Consider the following 19228-nt stretch of genomic DNA (forward strand, 5'->3'; position numbering starts at 1 on the left):
AAACTTGATTTTTACGACAATTGTGCTTTTGACGTTTAATAATATTTATTAAAATAGGATTATGAATATTTTTATATTATACTAATGCTTGTATATTAGCATTTTTTACCACTTTAAGATGACACAGTTATGCATTTCAGGGACCTTAAAAATGCGCCAAGGGAGGAGTGGGAATTTATTTATAGTCAATACCGCCTGACATTCCCGATTGACGAGCAGAGAAACGAACACCAGTTTTATGCTTTGTTTGAAAACGAACACACCCGAATTTTCGGAATTTATAGAAACGACAACCCAATGGGCTATTTTGTTACGTGGCCTATGAGTAATTTTTTGTTTGTTGAGTTTTTTGAAATATATCAGATATTCAGAAGTACCGGTATAGGCGCAAGGGCACTTGAGATTCTAAAAAACGAATATAATGTATTGGTTTTAGAAACAGAGCCGCCCTCAATGGGTATAATAGCCAAAAAGCGTATAGAATTCTACGAACGAAATGGCTTTCGTATTGCCGACCCTGATTATATACAGCCGGCTTACGATGCCGCTAAAAAGAGCATAAATCTATACTTGATGGCTACTGATTCGATTGAACTTGATGCCGTAAAAAGTGAGATTTATAATAAAGTTTATGGCGTGGCAATTGGATAGGTACTGTATTATATCTTTTGAATATCTTGTTTTATACAAGCTATTAAAGCAAGTACAAAAGCTACAATATTGTTTCGATATACTACGCCTTTTTACTCAAAAACAGGCTTTGTAATTTTATTTTGGCTCAATTATTACTTCTTTATAACTTAGCGTGTCTATTTTTAAATTTTTTATACCGATTATGGTGCTTTGAATAGCATTGAATGTGCCATTGTGGATTAATCTGGTAAATTCAAAATCCGTGTCTCCATCATTATTAAAGTCTATCAATTGTATTTCTGGAGTTTTAAGATTGAACCGTTTTTTTAATTTCGACTCTAAGAACTTTCCATCTTTAGTAGTATGCATAGCAAAAATGTTATAATCTAATATTTCAGATGAAAAAGCCTTTTCTACATTGTCATAAAATAGTAGCTTGCCATTTATGTTTGAGGTATATGGGAATTTTAGTAATATGAGAAATACAGTATGTAAACTATCTCTTAATCTGATGGTAGCTAAGTAATGACTTACTATTAAACTATCAGGAAGAGCGTTTTCTTTGTAGAAGTTTTTGATTGTGCTCTCAATCTTATTTTCGACTTCATCGTTAAGACTTACATGATTTTTTGACTTTTGCCAATTAAAGCCTTGTAGTGTCAATGGGAAATGAGCATCAATAATTTGAAGGTTAAATGTATCTTCTTGCTTAACTTTGGCGCTTTGAAACCGTGTGCAAGCAAAAGCAATCATCAGCGTAAAACAAATAAATATTCGCATTAATAAAGTAGAACGGTAAAGGACTTTAATTTGCCGAAATTAATAAAATATGTACATTAAACCACTAACAAGAGTAAAAAACAATCCAACTATCAACTGGGGCCATAATGGCTACACAACAAGCCATATTTTTGAGATAAAGACCATAGAAACTGAATCAGGTTTCAGTTTTATGATGGAAAAGGTTGAAAAAAGCTACTACAAAACCTGGCATATAAACGAAGACGATATTGCCGACCTGAATGCCATTATCTATACTGAGTATTCGTTTGGGGCTTACGAAAACGATGAGCTGATAGCCTGGGCAATATGCGATTACCGAAACTGGAATAATACAATATATATTGATAATTTTCTGATTGCTGAAAAATACCGCAATAAAGGCATTGGCAAACAACTGATACAAGCTATTAAAAACAAAGCTAAAGAATGTGCTTGCCGTGTGGTTGAGCTCGAAACGCAAAATACCAATGTGCCAGCCATAGAGTTTTATCTGAAACAAGGCTTTAAAATAACTGGTATTAATCAGAAACTATATGATGGTGAAAATGCCGAAGAAGTAGCTATTTTTATGAGTTTTGATATTCAGCCTTAGGTTTAAATACTGAAATCTCATCTCTATTTTTTGTTTGCGAATATATACATAGCATACTACTGAGTCTGATTCTGTAAAATTCTCTTCAGTAGTTGGGCGTAAAAGTAAGTGTGCCATGCCCTTTTATCTTGCGAGCAGAGGCATGGCACGTTTAAGGTTCTTGAATAATCACTAATTCACAGAATTATTCAATCAACAATTCTTAGAACGAATATCTCAGTGTTACACCATAAGTGCGAGGGTCGCCTAAGATACCTGCGTAGTGACCTGCGCTACCCGGTGCTGCTAGCAATTGTTCGAAATAATCAACATTGAATATATTGCGGCCCCAGATAAAGAAAGTAACACCATTTGATGCTCTGAAACCAAGACGCCCGTTTGTAAGCGTATAACCTTCAATGTTAAGGTATTGCGATGGCGATGGACTCGATGAGAATGTAGAACGGTAATACACATCAATACCTAAGAAATAGTTTCCTTTAAAGCCTAGTAAGCCACCTTTTGTGCTTGCTTCGCCACCAATTGAACCAGCCCATTTAGAGATACCCGGAAGTGCTCCGCCTGAAATATCTTTAAATGCTTGTGTACCACCTACTTCTTCTAATGGTACTGGTGCATTTTTGAACGATATATACTTACCATCGGTATAAGCAAATGCACCATTCAATGTAATGTGATTACCTAATCTTACGTTACCGTCAATCTCAACGCCGATTACTCTTACTTTTTCGGCATTAGCTAAATAACCCCTGTTTACACCCGGCTCTGGCGTTTGTACCTGTGTTTGGTAATCTTTAATGTCTGTGTCGTGGAATACGATATTTAGTACTGAGTTTGCTGATGGCTTTGTTTTGATACCAATTTCTTTATGCGATACAAACTCTGGTTTAACACGAGCAAGGTCAAGCAATATTTGTCCGTTAGAAGTTGGTAAACCACCGATGTTTACACCAACAGGTTTGTAACTAACCGAGTAAGTGGCAAAAGCATTAAATTTTTGGCTTGCTTTGTATTGTAATGTCAACTGACCTGAGAAATTACCTTCTTCAACCGTAGTGTTGAATGCCTGATTGCTATAGATACCATTTTTAAGGGCAATAAGTGCAGGGTCGGTAGTTTGCAAACCACCATAAGTTTCACGTTTATAGTCAGCTACTTTTTTATCGTAGTTATATCTTATACCTGGCAATAAGTGGATTTTGTTTGTAATAGCCCAATCTGCCTGGCTGAATATGGCTAAACCTGTGCTTTGGATGCGGTTGGTTGTACGGATACCGAAGTTATCAAACAAACCCGGTGTTTGCCATAGTGGGCTGGTTGAGTTTTGCGCAAAACGCCATTGTGCAGAGCCGGCTTCTTCTGTTTGTACAGGGTCTGATTTTAAATCTTGCCAAAGACCAAATACACCCACAACACCGCTCAATTTTGGTGAAACTTTTCCGGAATATCTAATTTCTTGCGACCATTGCTCATGCACTGAGTTTCCTGACGATATAGTAAAGATTGGTAAGCCAGTGTAGTCACGGTCGTTTAATGGTACCCATCTCCAGTAGCGGTAAGCAGTAGTAGAAGTAAGTGTTCCGTTTCCAAGTTTAATATCTGCATTAGCCGAAAGACCGCTGAAATAGTTGTCTGCTTTTGATGGTGTATCAAGGTCAACTTTACGTTCGAATGGGCTTGAGTATGGCAATTGGTAGTTTAAGTCTTTAATAATGGCATTAAACTGGCGATAAGCCGCACGTTTGGTAGTAACCACACCTGCTATCGGCCAGCCATAACCTGTAGGTTTTTGGTCTGATACGTCACCAATAAACGTAATTTTTACTTTATCGGTTGGCGTATATAGCAACTGTGCTCTTACCCCAATGTTGTTAACATCGTTGATAGGTAATTGCGTATGCTCGTTGAAAAACAAACCATTGCGTTGTGTACCTGTAAACGAGATACGGGCAGCTAGTTTTTTGCTTAATGGCCCAGTCAATGATGCTTTTGCCTGTACATAACCATAGTTACCGTAGCTTAACTCAAAACTTGCACCTGGGTCGAAACTTGCCTGACGGGTTGTAATGTTAAAAGCGCCAGCGGTAGTGTTTTTACCAAAGAGTGTTCCTTGTGGCCCTCTTAGCACCTCAACCTGCTCAATATCTATAAAATCAAGCGCAGTAGCAGCCGGACGTGCATAATACACACCATCAACATAGAAACCAACGCCCGGGTCGATGCCATCGTTTGTTAAACCAAAAGTAGAACCTAAACCACGAATGTTCAAAGTAGTATTACGGGCATTTGATGCGTACAACTGTACTGTTGGTACTAATTCTTTCAAGCGATTTACGTTAAACGCTCCTGCATCTTCAACTGTTACACCTCTTACAATAGAAATTGGAATGGGCACTTCCTGCGCTGATTCCTGACGACGACGGGAAGTAATAACTACATCAGAAAGTTGGTTGGTAGCAGGAGCAAGTTTGATTTCAACGTTGTTTTCGTTGATTACTGTCTCTTGTTTTTGGTAACCGATATAAGTGATAATCAAAGTAAAAGGAAGTTTCTGACCTGTGATAAGTTTAAATTCTCCGTTGGCATCGGTAGTTGAACCATTGGTTGTGCCTTTAATTGATACAGTCGCACCAATCAGAGGTTCGTTGGTGTTAGCGTCAAGTACTTTGCCTGTAATGTTCGCATTAACGATAGGGTCATTCTGAGCTGATAGTAAGAATGGCAATAGTAGAAAGCCAATTAAGTAATAAGATTTCAAAATTTTCTTCATTAAAATAGAATGTTTTCGCATGGTAGATGATTTATTTTTGATTAGTCCGATTTCAGTTTTGCTGGTGTTTCAAGTAAGATTATTTATTGTAAAACCTTGTTAAGTATTAATTATGGCACAAAAATATAATATCTATATACTCTACCAAATTAGTAGACAATATATTTTTAATATTCTCAAATTATTTATATAGTTTCTTTGAAAAGGAATGAAAATTAGGGGGGGTAGTATAAACTTTGATTTACCTGATTAAATGCATTTAAATGAAAATTTGTATATAAGTGTAAAAGACTATTTATCAGCTAAATTACACAAGTCAGGTAGATCAATGTTCAGACAAAAAATCGTTCAATAACCTCACGATACCCCCGGCCAATGGGAATAGAAATACCGTTTAGTTCGACTAGTTCGGAAGTGAAAGAATCTATTTTATTAAGTGAAACGATAAATGAACGGTGGATTCGCTTGAAAAGGGGAGCAGGGAGCAAGGCTTCTATTTCATGCGTACTCATTTTAGATATTAGTGTATTTTTCTCAGTTACTATCTTGATATACTCACGCTGGCTTTCGATATATAGAATATCAGCAAACAAAACCTTTACTTTTTTCTTTTGCACATTCACAAAAATGAAATCTTTCTGTTCTTGTTTCTCTATTATTTTTTCTTTTTGTGAGGCATTGGCTTTATTAACTGCTTTAAGAAAACGCTCAAACTCAAATGGTTTCAACAGATAATCACAAACGTTGAGGTCGAAACCCTCTACGGCGTACTGATGATAAGCCGTTGTGATAATAACCGCCGGCGGATGGTTGAGAGTTTTCAGAAATTCCATGCCTTTGAGTTTAGGCAGGTGAATGTCAAGAAATATGAGGTCTGGGCTGTGCTCATGTAAATATTCGGTGGCCAAGATAGCATCTTTAAAACTGCCTCGCAAAGCCAGAAAAGGCACTTGTGAGATGTAGTCTGTCAGGATTTTTACAGCTAGTGGCTCGTCTTCTATAATAATGCAGTTGAGTTTATACATGGCTCGCAAGGTTTATGTGTAAAGCAGCACTAAATACCGACTGTTTTTGCTCTATCGTCAGTTTATAGTCTGTATAAAGCAATTCAAGCTGGCGGCGTAGGTTCGAAAGCCCTATGTTTTCTTTTATCAGGTTGGCATCGTCTGATATTTCAGAGGAGTTTCTTACCTGAAACAGCAGTTGTCGATTATTAACCGAGAGGTGAATGTCAATAAAAGGCTCGCCACGGGTTTCAGAAACGCCATGTTTAAAGGCATTCTCAACTAGTGGCATCAACAGGAGCGGAGGGAGCGACTGCTTCATGTTTTCGATGTTATGATTGATGCTTATGTTTAGCGAATCGTCGTAGCGCAATTGTTCAAGTGCAATGTAATCATCAATAATTTTAAGTTCCTGCTCAATAGCTACATAAGTTCCTGCTGTTTCGTATAACATATAGCGTAATATCTTTGAAAGCCTAAGAATAGATTCTGGCGCAAGGTCTGACTTATCTCTGGCTAAAGAATAAATGTTATTGAGCGTATTGAACAAAAAATGCGGATTTGTCTGCGATTTCAGGTAGTTTAATTCGGCGGCTTGTTTTTCTATTTGTAATTGTTGCGCTCTGCGCCGCAGTTGTTGATGATTATAAGTATGTGCGATAAGTCCAAAGAAAATTACTGAAAACAGATTATAGCCAAATTGCTCAGAAGCTCCTTCATATGAAATATCGTTAGAGCCAAAGGGTGTGAATATATGTAATGTAATTCCGAAACCTCGCCAGCCATAACTACCAAGGGTAAAAAAGAAAATGTATAACAATAAGGTGAATAATCCGAGTATAAACTTCTTTAGAAAACCTTTTTTCTTGCGGATATACGGTACAATGTATTCATACAGCAGAATACAGATGCTCGTAATATAGATTGTACGCCATATGTCGTTTGCTGCTCTTGTATTAAATGTTTTTGCGTTGCTTAGTAGGTCAGATAGTAAGGCGAGGCCGCAATAGATTGCGGCTATTGATAAGTAGAGTTTAAGGTTTTTTATGTGTAGTTTTTTTTGCATTTTAATACTCCTATCAATCTTTTGCCTGCGCAGAGTTGTATATGGGTGCTTGCTTGTGTACTATGGCCTGATTTTAATACTCATCTCCGTTTGCTATTTGTCCCATGCCCTTTGCTCTATCACAAATAACTGTAAAAAAATCCAGCTAAAAAATTGCTTTTGCGCTGAAACAAGGTACTTGTCTTGTGTTTTGTTTACTCCTTTTATTTGCTGGTTGACGGTTGCCTGTAATTCGTTTACGCCAATCTGCTGTGTGTTGACAACTCAATAATCGCTGTTTTTTAATGCTTTATACTTGCAAAAACATTGCTCAAAAAACTGATTTTTTTAACAACAAAAAAAGCATTACTTATGAAAAAGATGATTTTTATTATTGCGTTGTCGATGGTGCAATTCTGTACTCAAGCACAGAAAACAATGTCTTACGAAGCCGCTAACTGGAAGCTATGGCTGCTCGATAATCCGCAGCAAATAAGTGTTCAGGCACCACCGACCCAAACTAAGACCGACTTACAGGCAGTGAAACAAGCCATGAGTGTACTGGATGATAAAAAACGAGAAGCCATTAGATTCTGGAATGCCGGAGCACCAAGTTACCGATGGAATAAGGTAATAGTAGATATGATAGAAGCAAATCCTGAATCAATGCTTAGGACTCCGGCGGCTTGGGTTAATCTGGCTATTTATGATGCTACTGTGTTGGCATGGAAAGAAAAACTGAAGTATAAACGCAAACGTCCGAATGAAATAGATACTTCTATCAGAACAATCATAGATGCGCCTCGTACTTATGGTTACCCGTGCGAGCATTCGGTTACAGCTTCTGCGGCAGCGCATGTATTGGCTTATTTCTTCCCGACAAAAGCAGATTCACTTCTCAAGTTGGCAAAGACTGCGGCTCAATCACGTATTGATGCAGGCGTACAATTTCCGAGCGATACAGAAGCAGCTTGGAAACTGGGCGAACAAGTAGCATTACAAATTATTGAAAAAGCCAAACACGATGGCTCTGATAAACAATGGGACGGACAGATGAATAAAGACCCTAAAAAGTGGACCGGTAAATATCCGTTTGGTATTACGCTAGCCACCTTTACGCCAATGTTTCTTAAAACTAATAACCAGTTTAGACCAGACGGGCCACCGGATTTTGCTAAAGAAATGGAAGAAATGAAAAACTTTAAGCAGACTTTCAGAAGTGCTTCTATTGCTTATTATTGGGGTAGCACCTCAACTAACTGGATTGAACTGGCAGGGCAAAAGATGTTTGAGTATGGCTTAGCCGATGATACCCCTGCGGCAGCTCGTATTTATGCTGTGCTAGGTACGGCTTCTCATGAGTCGGCAATTGCTATTATGGATGCTAAATATGCGTATTGGGGTATCAGACCTGACCAGTATGATCCAACCTACAAACCATTACTCTCAACGCCTCCATTTCCGGGGTATCCATCAGGGCATGCAGCAGGTGGAGCAACAGCTAGTGAAGTTCTTTCTTATTTCTTTCCGGCTGATGCGCCTTTATTCAGAAAAATGGCAGAAGAGTGCGCCGAATCTCGCTTTTATGCCGGAATCCACTTTCGAACCGATAATGTGGTTGGCTTAGAACTTGGCCGGAATGTTGGCAAGTATTTGGTTGAGCAGTGGATGAAGAAATGATTTTATAAATTTTCAGCCCGTGTTGCTTTTGAAAAGTAGCCCGGGCTGAACATTTTAACTTTTTGCTAATTGTTTCTCAATTAACGATTTCTATTAATACTTTTTCTTTATCGAATCCAACCTTTTTGAATATGATTTTGCCTGTTTTATCAAAAAAATACTCTTTGGATATTCTTTTTGGCGACAGCTATTTCTGCCTTAAACGCCTGTTGCTACTCTGTGTAATTAGTGTACATTGTGGCTAAGTAATTACCTAATGCCCTTTATTACTCAATTTTAAGATTCTTTACCGGATTGGTTCGTGCGGCTTTCAAGGCCTGAGAGCCTATCAACAGCGAGGCTAAAAGCATCACGGCCAATACAGGTACTACAAACTCATAGAACGCCATAGGTAAATGATAAACCAATTTCGGAAGTATTATCTGGTCAAAAAACAGATAAGTAGCTGGCAAAGCAACAAGTGCAGCTACACCCAATAATAAGAGAAAACCTTTGCTTAATAAAAAAATAAGACCACTTTCGGTAGCACCTAAAACCTTGCGAATCCCGATTTCTTTCAAACGAACCTCTGCTGTAAATACCACCATACCAAACAAACCTAGCGAAGCTATACAAATGGCAAGAAAACTAATAAAACCTATCCCCTTTACCATCACCGAAAACTGAGCGTATGTTTTTTCGAGTTGGTCGTTATAAAATTTGGCATCAATCGGGTGTACTTTGTCAATTTTGCGCCAGGCATTCTCAATGCTAGCCATTGTAGCAGGTATATCAGTCGATTTAATCAATACATTCACATTACTTGCCTTTGGGTCGTCTGAATATCGGAATATTACGGGTTCAATTTTATGCTCAAGTGTGCCATAGTGGAAGTCTTTTAATACACCTACAATCGTAAGCTTTTTGTTATCTACTATTACCTGTTCGCCTAATGCTTTCTGTGGGTTCTGCTTAGCAATGTTGAAGCGTTTCAAGGTCTGCTCGTTTACAATAGCCTCACTTTCTTCTCCGGCTTTAGGGTTTGCATTGAAATTTGAGCCTGCTGCAAATTTATGCTGATGAAGAGGTAGGTAGTTTTTATCTACCATATTCATCCAGATCATGGCTGAATCTTTAGAGCCATCTTTCGGATTGATGTATTTTAACTGATTCCCATGCATACTGCCAAGGCTTGTAATCATAAGCGACTTTGAAGTGGCCTGAACAGCCGGAATCTCAACTAACTCTTTAATTAGCAAATCGGCGCTTTGGCCTTGCATACGTATATTCAGAATATTATCGGTCTTGAAACCCAAATCGAAAGAGAGCATTCCTTTATATTGCCTGAAACCGATAAGGGTTGTAGCAATAAAAATCAACGATAGTGAATATTGCACCACTATTAAAGCCTTACGTATATTAATATGGCGGAAAACTTTAAACTTAGCGTTGTCTTTCACAACTTGCAAAGCATTGATACGAGAGAAAAACAGTGCAGGGAAAAATCCGGCAACAATGCCAACACCAATTGCCAATAATATAAAATAGGCTATGAGTTTAAAAGAAAGATTTAAGGATACCAGGTCGCTGAGGTGTGGGTCAAGGTCAAGGAATTGTTGACGGAGAAATAGGAATAGGAAAAACGAGAAAATTAATGACAATAAGGCTGTAAAAATAGATTCTGTCATAAATTGCCCGAAAATATGCCCAAAAGGTGCGCCAATTATTTTGCGTATACCTACTTCACGGGCACGGCGCAACGAACGGGCAATAGAAAGATTCATATAGTTGAAACAAGCCGATAAGATAATAACCAAAGCAAGGCCGCCAAGAATCCACAAAACTACAGGCGAAACATGAGGCCCGATAGAGTTTGAGAGGTTTTGGCCAATGGCAATGTCTTTTAAAGGCTGTAAATTCAACATGATTTTAACATTGTCGGTAAGGGCTTTGTTTTCTTGCACCGATAAGCGGCTTAGATTAGCCTGTAATTTATCACTTTCAGTATTTGGTGGCAAGGTAAGATACACATAGTTTGACCAGATACTTCCCCAATCATAAAAGTATTCGTCATTTTTAGAGGTTGCCTCAACCGACGAAAATGATACAAGCGCATCGAAACGAATGTGTGATAACTTGCTTACATCTTTTGCTATGCCTGTAACTACATAACTTACGGTGTCAAACTTTACTATTTTACCTAATGCTTCTACATCGCCAAAAAGTTTTTTTGCTGATTTCTCGGTTAATACCAACGAAAAAGGCTCTTTCAATGCACTTGCGGGGTCACCTTTAAGTAGTGGGAAAGAAAAAACTTTAAAGAAAGATTCGTCGGCCCAGGTAGCGTTCAGCGGCAAGTAGTTTTCTCCAACCTGCGCATCGCCATAAAAACCTTGTCGCATAATGGTTATGTCTTCTATGCCACTGATAGTTTCTTTGATTCTTTTACCTGCTTTTACAGAAGTAGATGCCAATTCCATTTTGGTCTGATTACTAGAGGTATGTTCGCTAATTACCCGATAAATACGGTCTTTTTTAAGCTGTGAATCGTCGTAAGAGCGTAAATCTAGCACAAAGGCCACTACAAGCAAACCTACCGAAATGCTAACGGCAAGCCCAAAAATGTTGATAAACGAGAATAGTTTGTTACGTACTAAGCCTCGTCTGAATGTTTTAAGATAGCTGCTAATCATAATTATGTATATATATAAATTGGTGAAACTAGGTTCACGAACGGTATATAGGCGAAAGAACTTCAACACGTCAATCCAGTAAATAAACTTGGCGTAGGTAGGACCTTTGCTTTTCAGGTTCCGTTCAAAATACTCGTACAAATCGCCTTGGAGGTCTTCCAGTATAGCCGTTCTGCAGTACCATTCGAGCAGGCGTTGCGCCAGTTTTGGTGGTTCTGTCTCGTCAAGAGGTTTTTCTTGCTTGGGAACGCTTCTGTTAAAATGTTTCATATTGAGCCCTCCAGGTTAAAACCGGGAATAATACGCCACAAGGCCTCACGTGCTTCTTTGGCTTTGAGTAGTGCTGCTTTTCCGGCATGAGTTACTTCATAAAAACGCTTACGTTTACCGCCTCGGGTGCTGGTAGCTTCGCCTAAGCGGCTATTTACCAAGCCCTTCTCTTCAAGTCGACTCAATACGGCGTGCACTATGCCTAGCTTTACAGTGCGGCCTGTATGTTTGCTCAGTTCGTCGCAGATAGCCACGCTGTAAGCGTCGCTTACCAAAGCGGCAATACATAGAAGCACTAATTCTTCAAACTCACCAAGGTTTGTTCCTTTCATTTATATCCAAAAATGATTTATTCCGTAAATGTATGTAAAATAAAATTATTAATTCTGGTTTTGTATGTAAAATGTTTTGCATAGGGCAGAGGGGAAAGTGCATGGGTGAAGTTCAACGATGGATGTAAGTTAAGAGGGGAGTTCTGATAAAACTTAAAGAGTTTAGGGAGATTATTTATTTTGCATAACAGCTTTTCTTTAACAACTTAACACAAAATTAATAATACTGACAAGGAAAAGGGGCTAGGAATGTTTTGTTTTGTGCCAAATAGAAGAACTGAATAGATAGAAAAATTATACGAACGATTTATTTATTAGAAAATGAGCGCAAAAATACAAATGGTGGTTTTTGATATGGCCGGAACTACCGTAAATGAAAATAATGTGGTATATAAGACCTTGCAAAAGGCTATTAATGAAGAGAACTTTAGTTTCAGTCTTGAACAAGTGTTAGCACAGGGTGCCGGGAAAGAGAAAAGACAAGCCATAGACACAATATTATCGGTATATAATGGTATTGTTGACCCTGATTTAACTGCTCGTATATACGATAACTTTATAGTTCAATTGACTGATGCTTATGCTAAGGAAGAGATTCTGCCACAGAATAATGCCACAGCCGTGTTTGCGAAGCTGAAACAACGTGGTATCTTTACTGTACTAAATACAGGTTACGACCGCCAAACGGCACAATCAATCGTTGATAAACTTGGTTGGGCAGAAGGGGTAGATTTTGACGGACTCGTGACAGCATCAGATGTAGAGCGTAACAGACCTAACCCAGATATGATATATTTTGCTATGAAACGCTTTGGTATTGCCAATGGCGCATCAGTTGCCAAAGTGGGAGATTCTGCAATTGATATAGAAGAAGGGAAAAACGCTGGCTGTAGTTTAAGTATCGGTATTACCACCGGAGCGCATACTTTTGAGCAACTCCGAGCGGCTAATCCTGATTACATAATCAACGACCTGAGTGAGCTTTTACCGATTTTTGATAAGTGAAATTAGTAGATTTTGGGAGATAGATTTAGCAGAAATAAGATTTTAAAAATAAAATTTATACCTTTTAAAACTTCTTGTCAGGATTTTAGTTATTATTAAGAAACTGTTAAATAATACTTAAAACCATGACAACTGTTGATACCATTATTTCGATTGCTGTTTGCTGCTTGATTATGGGTTTTGCCCGATATATTTATGTCAAAAAAGCCCGTAGAAGTTATTATGATAAGTTTCTGAGACGCAGAGTTGTAAAAGAACTATAACACTTATTGTAATAATAATAGCCGGAAAATCCGAAAGAAAGACCGCTTCTTTCAGATTATATCATTTTTTCATGACATTGCAGTTAAATAGAAGGCACTTCGTGATTCGGTCTTTACTCGGTATTTCATAGACCTTTTACTTGGTGTCAAACGACTTTCCAAGCACTTATAATTAATTATACTTTCGAGAACTTTGTAACTTGAGCCACTGGGCAGAAGGACTGCTAGAGGAGACTGTAAAAGTTAGTTCCTGAATTTTCTTAATAATCAATAAAGATTCAACTAGAACTAAATAAATGAAGCCTCTAAACGAGGCTCTTGTATGATGCGTTAGAAAGGTAGCTTCAATAGCGGCTCAAAATTAATCGATACTCATTTTAACCATTCAAATACTTCTTGTTTAAAAAAACTCCCCGAAAACAATAATTCGTGCTAAATTGCGCTATATTATCTGTTTTCTGATTTCAGCCTCATGCAAGGATTAATCGTTTTAGGTGTTTTTGTGTTAGTAGTAGCACTGTGCTTTTATTTGTATTCCCGACAAAAAGATGCGTTTGTGCTTACCGATGAGTTTAAGGATATTCTACATATTTTAGATAATACCAGTGAGTCAATCTTTATAAGTGGTAAGGCCGGTACCGGTAAATCGAGCCTTTTACAATATTTTACTGCCCGAACTGATAAAAAGTTTGTAGTGCTGGCGCCAACAGGCATTGCTGCCATGAACATAAAAGGGCAGACAGTCCACTCGTTTTTTAAGCTTCCACCCAGACTGATTCAGGCGGATAAACTAAAGCCTGAATATTCAAGAAATGCCCTATATGAAAACCTTGACATGGTGATTATCGATGAAGTATCAATGATAAGCGCCAATCTGATGGAAGCAATTGATATGGCTTTGCGTCTCAACCGCAACAGGCATAATGAACCTTTCGGCGGAGTTCAAATGGTTTTTATAGGAGATTTGTTTCAGTTGCCTCCGGTAGTTAAGAGTGATTTACAAGCGTATTATGCGGCTACTTATGGCGGAAATTATTTCTTCGATAGTCCGGTTTTTAAAACCGATTTTAGCTATCATAGAAAAGAGCTGACACATATTTTCCGTCAGAAAGATGAACGATTCAAAAAAGTATTGAACCGTATTCGTATTAACGAAGCCCGTTTCGATGATTTTGTGTTACTAAATGCTCGCCACCGAGATAATGTTGGAGATAACAATAGCTCGATTTTTCTGACAACCACCAACAGAAATGTAAAGCGGATAAATAAAGAAAACCTCGAAAACTTATCAGGCAAAGAGTATATTTTTGAGGCTGTATTGACCGGTAAACTAAGAGATGAATTTGAGCGACTGAAAGAGCAACTAGCCACCAAAAAAATAAGCGATACTGAGTTTGAAGATGAAATAGAAGTCAAGTTTCCGACAAATGTTTTTCTGAAACTCAAAATTGGTGCACAGGTAATGATGCTAAAGAACGATGGGCTGAAACGTTGGGTAAATGGTACAGTAGGGCATATCACCCGCTTAACCGACCGTGAAGTATGGGTAGAGATAGACGGCCATAGCTATAGAATGGAGCAAGAAACCTGGCAGGACATCAGCTATCAATACGATGCCAAGCGGAAAGAGATAAAAGAAAACATAAAAGGTACCTTCACACAGTTTCCTATAAAATTGGCTTGGGCTATGACCATTCATAAAAGTCAGGGTAAAACTTTTGATAAAGTTGTAATTGACATCGGCACGGGTGCTTTCAGCCACGGGCAAACCTATGTTGCTCTTAGCCGTTGTAAGACTCTTGAGGGAATTGTGCTTACGAAAGAAATCCGCCCCAGTGATGTGATAGTTGATGAACGGGTGATTCAGTATTATAAGAAGAAGAGGTAGGAGTTTACAATTTTACTCCCTTTCCCTTAAACCACCAAATAATAAGGTTGCGACATAGAAACCAGAAATTAGCAATAAAAAATACCAGATTTACCAGAAAGATATTATCGAAGAAGTAAGAGAAAACTCTAAATTCAATACTATTATCACCTTCATTTCTCCACGAATTTAGGTTAGCATAAAGATAAATAACCGATACTGACATAAGCACCAGCAATAAAAAAATAATGTTATTAATCAGTAAAACTCTCTGTCTCTGCTGAAACTGTTTACTGAGTACAAGTGCCATGTGTGTGCCCTCCAATAATGCAAAAGCACCGTAAAAACTAAGTGTGAGTTTACCTAGCTCAAAGGTGTACATAGCCATTGCAAAAATAGCTGCTATAACAAAAGAAATAATAACATAACAGAGATGGAAAAGTGCTTTGTAAGGCATATTATTATCAATTATTAAAAAGAGTAATCTTTTTTCAAATCTAGTATTACAATTGATTATTTGTAAATTTATGCTGGTGTTTATTTAGTAATTTGTCTTTTTACATAGATAAAATAGCTTGACAACCCTTTGTGCAAATGGGTATAAGGTTTTAATAAAATTGTGTACTTTTTCAAATCGTTATAATTACTCAGGAGTTTAAAAACAAATAAGCTCACTTTACCATAGCTTTATTAAATTTACTGATTCTGGTAAGTGCTTCTTCTATCCGTGCTTTATCTGAAAGCGTATCAAAAAATGCGTAATACTCAGGTACAAATGCCTTGAAAAAAGCCTTAAAATCATATTTGCCAAACTCATTTTTTTTAACTTCAAGCCAGTAGGCAGGGTCGTTGTAAGATAATTGAACAGCATATACTGGCGTTCGCACAGTGCCGCCCGGCCCTGCTACAAGGTCAATAAAGTAATAAACTTTTATGTGCCCTCGCTGAATGATTCGCATAAAATACTGTCGTGTTTCTTCTCCTCTGAACATCGAATTCGCCACAACCCTAACTGATACAAAGTGTATCGTGTCTGTTTTAGCAAAAATACCAAAAGCCCTTATATCTTCGGGCATAAAATTGCGTTTTTTGCCATCTTCTAATATAACTCTGATACCATATTGAAAAGAAGCTACATCGATACCACTTATAACTGCAAAATTCTGTACGATTTCACATTTAAGTGTATCTGAATTTTGGGTAACCACATAGCCATCTATGCGTCGGGCATAAGTTTGCAGGCCGATACTTAATATAATAAAAGACAATAGGTATTTCATCTGAATCGGATAAATGTTTGAGCAAATGTGATTTTTTTTACCATTTTTTTCAAAATTAGGTATAATCAGGCGTCTTACAAATCTTCTTTTGTAAAGTAAGTCTGAAAAAAAGGCTGTTTTACGTATTGTTTGTTTTTTAAAACAAACAATACGTAAAACAGCACATTTTTATAAAACAGTATTAATCTTTTAAAAGATGGCTACTCAACAGTCTCAGCTACGAGCATTGAACCTGCGGCTACAATCGTCGGATTATTATAAGTTGTTCGGTTCTTTGTCCATCTGATTCTGAATATTCCGGTAGTACTGGTAGCAATATATGCATTGAAAGGCAAAGGGGTAATGAGAGATGTATCCGAATCGCCACCTGTTAAAGTGGTGCCAAATTCTGCACCCATGTTAATATCGGTTGGTGAAACAGTCGGAGTTGCCGGGGGCGGAGCATAAACACTTGCACTTGTAAGTGTACCCGAATAAGCAAATTTAAATAGTATACCATCACTTTCCCCTGTGCCTGTATTTTGTCTTTTTACCATAAGTGCCCCATAAATATGATAAGTTTTGTTAGCTTCCAGACTCAAATACAAATGGTCATCGTCTTGCATGGCAACAGTATTTGTAGTGGTAACTTCATCGCTTGTTTTTCTTACAAAAGTTATCTGAGGGCCACTACTTCCACCTCCCGATGCTGGCGTAACCCAATCTAATTGCATTTCGCTGCCTAACCCTGCATTACCAGCTGTTCCTCCATCTGTAACTACAGAACCTATTGTCATCATCTGCCCTGTAGTACCCGAGCTAGCAGGTAAAATATAATTAGTGCTGTTGCTTAGCGCAGGGGCTTTAATACCAATAAAATCAGTACCCGAGCCTGAAGGTTCTTGCAAACTAATACCTCTAACACTATTGTCAGTATTAGTAATAGATACGTTTGCCTCAACTAATGTAGAGGTAGAAGCAAAGGTTTGTGTACCTGTCCAGGTATTAGCATTGGTTAAACCTAAACCCAATGTAGAGCCAGAAGTTCCGTTTCCTGTTAATGTAGCATTTGTTGAAACACTGCTTATACCACTACCATTATTACCAGTGGCACCAGTTGCACCTGCCAAACCAGTTGGTCCCTTAGAACCTGAAGAGCCATCTGGACCAGTAACACCTACTGCCCCTATTGGCCCCTGTTGACCTGTGGGTCCTGTTGGGCCGTCAGGCCCTTGTGTTCCGGCATCACCAGTGGGGCCTGTTACTCCTGATAGTCCTGTAGGCCCTGTAACTCCAGTAGGACCGGTTGCACCTTGTAAGCCTACATTTCCTTCGGCACCTTCTGAGCCTGTAGTGCCAATTGGCCCTGTAACTCCTTGAGGGCCAGTTGCGCCTGTAAGTCCTTGAGGGCCTGTTACACCAGTAATACCTGTTGCCCCTGTTGCTCCGGTAGGCCCCATCGGCCCATTAGGCCCTGTGGCTCCTATTGACCCTTGTGGGCCTTGGCTTCCTTGTGAACCTGTAGGACCATTAGCCCCGGCAATACCTACCACGCCAATAGCACCAGTAACACCCTGCGCACCTGTTGGGCCTTGCATACCCTGAGGACCTTGTGGACCAGTACCTCCGGTTACTCCTTTAGCACCCGCAACACCTTGTGCACCTGTTGGGCCTTGCATACCCTGAGGACCTTGTGAACCAGTACCTCCGGTTGCACCTGTAACACCTGCAATACCCTGTGCGCCAGTTGCTCCCTGAATACCCTGAGAGCCTTGTGGACCAGTACTTCCGGTAACGCCTTTAATACCTGCAATACCCTGTGCCCCAGTTGCTCCTTGAATACCCTGAGGACCCTGTGGGCCAGTACTCCCAGTTGCACCTTTAATACCTGCAATGCCCTGTGCACCGGTTGCTCCTTGAATACCCTGTGGCCCCTGTGGGCCAGTACTTCCGGTTGTTCCTTTAATACCTGCAATACCCTGTGCCCCAGTTGCTCCTTGAATACCCTGTGGGCCTTGTGGGCCGGTGCCTCCTGTTGTGCCTGAAGCTCCAATTGCACCAACTGAACCTGTCGGCCCCTGCGAACCAGTTACACCCTGAACCCCTTGTAAGCCTTGTATACCAGTAGCACCTGTCGGCCCGCTAGCTCCTATTGCACCTGTTGGGCCTGTTACTCCTTGCAGGCCAGTCACCCCCTGAATCCCTTGTAGCCCTTGCGCACCAATGGCTCCTGTTGCACCAATAGCTCCCTGCGGACCTGTTGCTCCAGTTGCACCAGGCGTGCCGGTTTTTTCAGAATAAAGCGCATAGGGTACGCTCATCATTTGTGTTGTACCTAGGTTTATGTAACTCGTACCACCTGCTGGGTCTAGCTCTACCTGCAAAAACTTGGTATCTATCGCCCAATTAATACTATTAAAAGTATTGGTAAGCGGCGTTCCTGCCCCTACCATAACGGTAAACAAACCTAACGAATTTGTGGTGGTGTTATGTTGCTCAGCATACGCCACTATTCCAGTAGCACTGCCCGTAAAAATAGTAAATTGAACCGAAATGTTCTGATTCACTAAAGCATTGCCACTAGCATTTCTGGCTATTGCTTGATAAGGAATCCCCTTTGGCACCTGTGCCCAGGAACTCACACTTATCAGCAATGCAATTATTAGTAAATTAAATATTCTCATTAGAATGTCAATTTTGATAAATTGAAAAAATCCCATCAAATTGTAAGTATCGTTCTTCATCCAAAGAGTTTAATGGCAAGAGTTATTGATGTTTAAGCTTATTTACATTATTGTATACCCTTGATATAGATTATAATTCCAATATCTGAATATTAAATAATATAGGCTTAATCATTCACTAACTGCCATTCGCTCTTAGACCATTAATTTGCACAAGCCTTTATTTCAGCCTTGAATACCGCTCCGGCTTTTACCTCGAAACCCGCATTCAACACCACAGCATTACCCGCCTGATAATTTACCTGCGAATTTTCCAAAGCATTATTGGCGATAATAGTGCTACCTACTTTGTAAGTCTTCGACCCCGAA

The 19228-nt window shown here is 39.1% G+C and carries 16 protein-coding genes; 6 read left to right on the top strand and 10 right to left on the bottom strand.

Translation table 11 applies throughout. The features are described from left to right. Positions 1-129: 129 nt before the first annotated feature. Positions 130-651: a GNAT family N-acetyltransferase gene (locus WAE64_RS24515; protein ID WP_340240805.1), complete on the top strand. Its 522-nt coding sequence runs from the start codon at positions 130-132 to the stop codon at positions 649-651. Between the two features lie 117 nt (positions 652-768). On the opposite strand, the gene WAE64_RS24520 is transcribed toward WAE64_RS24515, so the two are convergent. Continuing rightward, the gene (locus tag WAE64_RS24520; RefSeq protein ID WP_340240806.1) at positions 769-1413 is read right to left on the bottom strand and encodes a hypothetical protein; all 645 of its coding nucleotides are present in this window, start codon (positions 1411-1413) and stop codon (positions 769-771) included. Positions 1414-1462: 49 nt separating this feature from the next. Between WAE64_RS24520 and WAE64_RS24525 the strand changes: the two genes are divergently transcribed. Next, positions 1463-2008, top strand: a complete 546-nt coding sequence (locus WAE64_RS24525; RefSeq protein WP_340240808.1) for a GNAT family N-acetyltransferase — start codon at positions 1463-1465, stop codon at positions 2006-2008. Between the two features lie 202 nt (positions 2009-2210). Here the strand turns inward: WAE64_RS24525 and WAE64_RS24530 are convergent, their stop codons facing one another. The 3 genes from WAE64_RS24530 to WAE64_RS24540 form a co-directional block, all read right to left on the bottom strand. Next, positions 2211-4778, bottom strand: a complete 2568-nt coding sequence (locus WAE64_RS24530) for a TonB-dependent receptor (RefSeq protein ID WP_340240810.1) — start codon at positions 4776-4778, stop codon at positions 2211-2213. A gap of 332 nt (positions 4779-5110) precedes the next feature. Next, a complete protein-coding gene (locus WAE64_RS24535) occupies positions 5111-5803 on the bottom strand; it encodes a LytR/AlgR family response regulator transcription factor (protein ID WP_340240812.1) in 693 nt (230 codons plus the stop codon). Next, the gene (locus tag WAE64_RS24540) at positions 5796-6848 is read right to left on the bottom strand and encodes a sensor histidine kinase (protein WP_340240814.1); all 1053 of its coding nucleotides are present in this window, start codon (positions 6846-6848) and stop codon (positions 5796-5798) included. Before WAE64_RS24540 ends, WAE64_RS24535 begins: the two co-directional genes overlap by 8 nt. A gap of 351 nt (positions 6849-7199) precedes the next feature. On the opposite strand from WAE64_RS24540, the gene WAE64_RS24545 reads away from it, so the two are divergent. After that, a complete protein-coding gene (locus tag WAE64_RS24545; RefSeq protein WP_340240815.1) occupies positions 7200-8507 on the top strand; it encodes a phosphatase PAP2 family protein in 1308 nt (435 codons plus the stop codon). Positions 8508-8773: 266 nt separating this feature from the next. Here the strand turns inward: WAE64_RS24545 and WAE64_RS24550 are convergent, their stop codons facing one another. Together WAE64_RS24550 and WAE64_RS24555 are read right to left on the bottom strand one after the other, a co-directional pair. Continuing rightward, the gene (locus tag WAE64_RS24550; RefSeq protein WP_340240817.1) at positions 8774-11449 is read right to left on the bottom strand and encodes an ABC transporter permease; all 2676 of its coding nucleotides are present in this window, start codon (positions 11447-11449) and stop codon (positions 8774-8776) included. Further along, entirely contained in the window at positions 11446-11781 is a 336-nt protein-coding gene (locus tag WAE64_RS24555; RefSeq protein WP_340240819.1) for a PadR family transcriptional regulator, read from the bottom strand. The genes WAE64_RS24550 and WAE64_RS24555 overlap by 4 nt, the downstream gene beginning before the upstream one ends. A gap of 321 nt (positions 11782-12102) precedes the next feature. Here WAE64_RS24555 and WAE64_RS24560 point away from each other — a divergent pair, with 321 nt between their 5' ends. The 3 genes from WAE64_RS24560 to WAE64_RS24570 all read left to right on the top strand — a co-directional run bounded on the left by WAE64_RS24560 (position 12103) and on the right by WAE64_RS24570 (position 14937). Continuing rightward, positions 12103-12786 (top strand): phosphonatase-like hydrolase, encoded by a 684-nt coding sequence (locus tag WAE64_RS24560; RefSeq protein ID WP_340240821.1) that lies wholly within the window; start codon positions 12103-12105, stop codon positions 12784-12786. 125 nt (positions 12787-12911) lie between these two features. After that, on the top strand, positions 12912-13049 hold the full coding sequence (locus WAE64_RS24565; RefSeq protein ID WP_340240823.1) for a hypothetical protein: 138 nt from the start codon (positions 12912-12914) through the stop codon (positions 13047-13049). A 472-nt stretch (positions 13050-13521) separates the two neighbouring features. Next, positions 13522-14937 carry an ATP-dependent DNA helicase gene (locus WAE64_RS24570; protein WP_340240824.1) on the top strand — a complete coding sequence of 472 codons (1416 nt, stop codon included), beginning with the start codon at positions 13522-13524 and terminating at the stop codon, positions 14935-14937. 4 nt (positions 14938-14941) lie between these two features. Here the strand turns inward: WAE64_RS24570 and WAE64_RS24575 are convergent, their stop codons facing one another. The 4 genes from WAE64_RS24575 to WAE64_RS24810 all read right to left on the bottom strand — a co-directional run. Then, positions 14942-15373, bottom strand: coding sequence for a hypothetical protein (locus WAE64_RS24575; protein WP_340240825.1), 432 nt, complete (start codon positions 15371-15373; stop codon positions 14942-14944). 214 nt (positions 15374-15587) lie between these two features. Then, positions 15588-16196 carry a hypothetical protein gene (locus WAE64_RS24580; RefSeq protein WP_340240827.1) on the bottom strand — a complete coding sequence of 203 codons (609 nt, stop codon included), beginning with the start codon at positions 16194-16196 and terminating at the stop codon, positions 15588-15590. Positions 16197-16396: 200 nt separating this feature from the next. After that, positions 16397-18859 (bottom strand): hypothetical protein, encoded by a 2463-nt coding sequence (locus WAE64_RS24585; protein ID WP_340240829.1) that lies wholly within the window; start codon positions 18857-18859, stop codon positions 16397-16399. Positions 18860-19062: 203 nt separating this feature from the next. Then, positions 19063-19228: 3-coathanger stack domain-containing protein (locus tag WAE64_RS24810; protein ID WP_422706514.1), on the bottom strand; the 166-nt coding region annotated here is incomplete at its 5' end.

Source organism: Emticicia soli (assembly GCF_037860775.1).
Taxonomy (GTDB): domain Bacteria; phylum Bacteroidota; class Bacteroidia; order Cytophagales; family Spirosomataceae; genus Emticicia; species Emticicia soli.

Coding starts and splice junctions, on each gene's coding strand:
- WAE64_RS24575 (WP_340240825.1), bottom strand. CDS start 15,373: ATGCCTTACAAAGCACTTTTCCATCTCTGTTATGTTATTATTTCTTTT.
- WAE64_RS24545 (WP_340240815.1), top strand. CDS start 7,200: ATGAAAAAGATGATTTTTATTATTGCGTTGTCGATGGTGCAATTCTGT.
- WAE64_RS24535 (WP_340240812.1), bottom strand. CDS start 5,803: ATGTATAAACTCAACTGCATTATTATAGAAGACGAGCCACTAGCTGTA.
- WAE64_RS24570 (WP_340240824.1), top strand. CDS start 13,522: ATGCAAGGATTAATCGTTTTAGGTGTTTTTGTGTTAGTAGTAGCACTG.
- WAE64_RS24565 (WP_340240823.1), top strand. CDS start 12,912: ATGACAACTGTTGATACCATTATTTCGATTGCTGTTTGCTGCTTGATT.
- WAE64_RS24525 (WP_340240808.1), top strand. CDS start 1,463: ATGTACATTAAACCACTAACAAGAGTAAAAAACAATCCAACTATCAAC.
- WAE64_RS24580 (WP_340240827.1), bottom strand. CDS start 16,196: ATGAAATACCTATTGTCTTTTATTATATTAAGTATCGGCCTGCAAACT.
- WAE64_RS24515 (WP_340240805.1), top strand. CDS start 130: ATGCATTTCAGGGACCTTAAAAATGCGCCAAGGGAGGAGTGGGAATTT.
- WAE64_RS24560 (WP_340240821.1), top strand. CDS start 12,103: ATGAGCGCAAAAATACAAATGGTGGTTTTTGATATGGCCGGAACTACC.
- WAE64_RS24540 (WP_340240814.1), bottom strand. CDS start 6,848: ATGCAAAAAAAACTACACATAAAAAACCTTAAACTCTACTTATCAATA.
- WAE64_RS24550 (WP_340240817.1), bottom strand. CDS start 11,449: ATGAAACATTTTAACAGAAGCGTTCCCAAGCAAGAAAAACCTCTTGAC.
- WAE64_RS24530 (WP_340240810.1), bottom strand. CDS start 4,778: ATGAAGAAAATTTTGAAATCTTATTACTTAATTGGCTTTCTACTATTG.
- WAE64_RS24520 (WP_340240806.1), bottom strand. CDS start 1,413: ATGCGAATATTTATTTGTTTTACGCTGATGATTGCTTTTGCTTGCACA.
- WAE64_RS24555 (WP_340240819.1), bottom strand. CDS start 11,781: ATGAAAGGAACAAACCTTGGTGAGTTTGAAGAATTAGTGCTTCTATGT.
- WAE64_RS24585 (WP_340240829.1), bottom strand. CDS start 18,859: ATGAGAATATTTAATTTACTAATAATTGCATTGCTGATAAGTGTGAGT.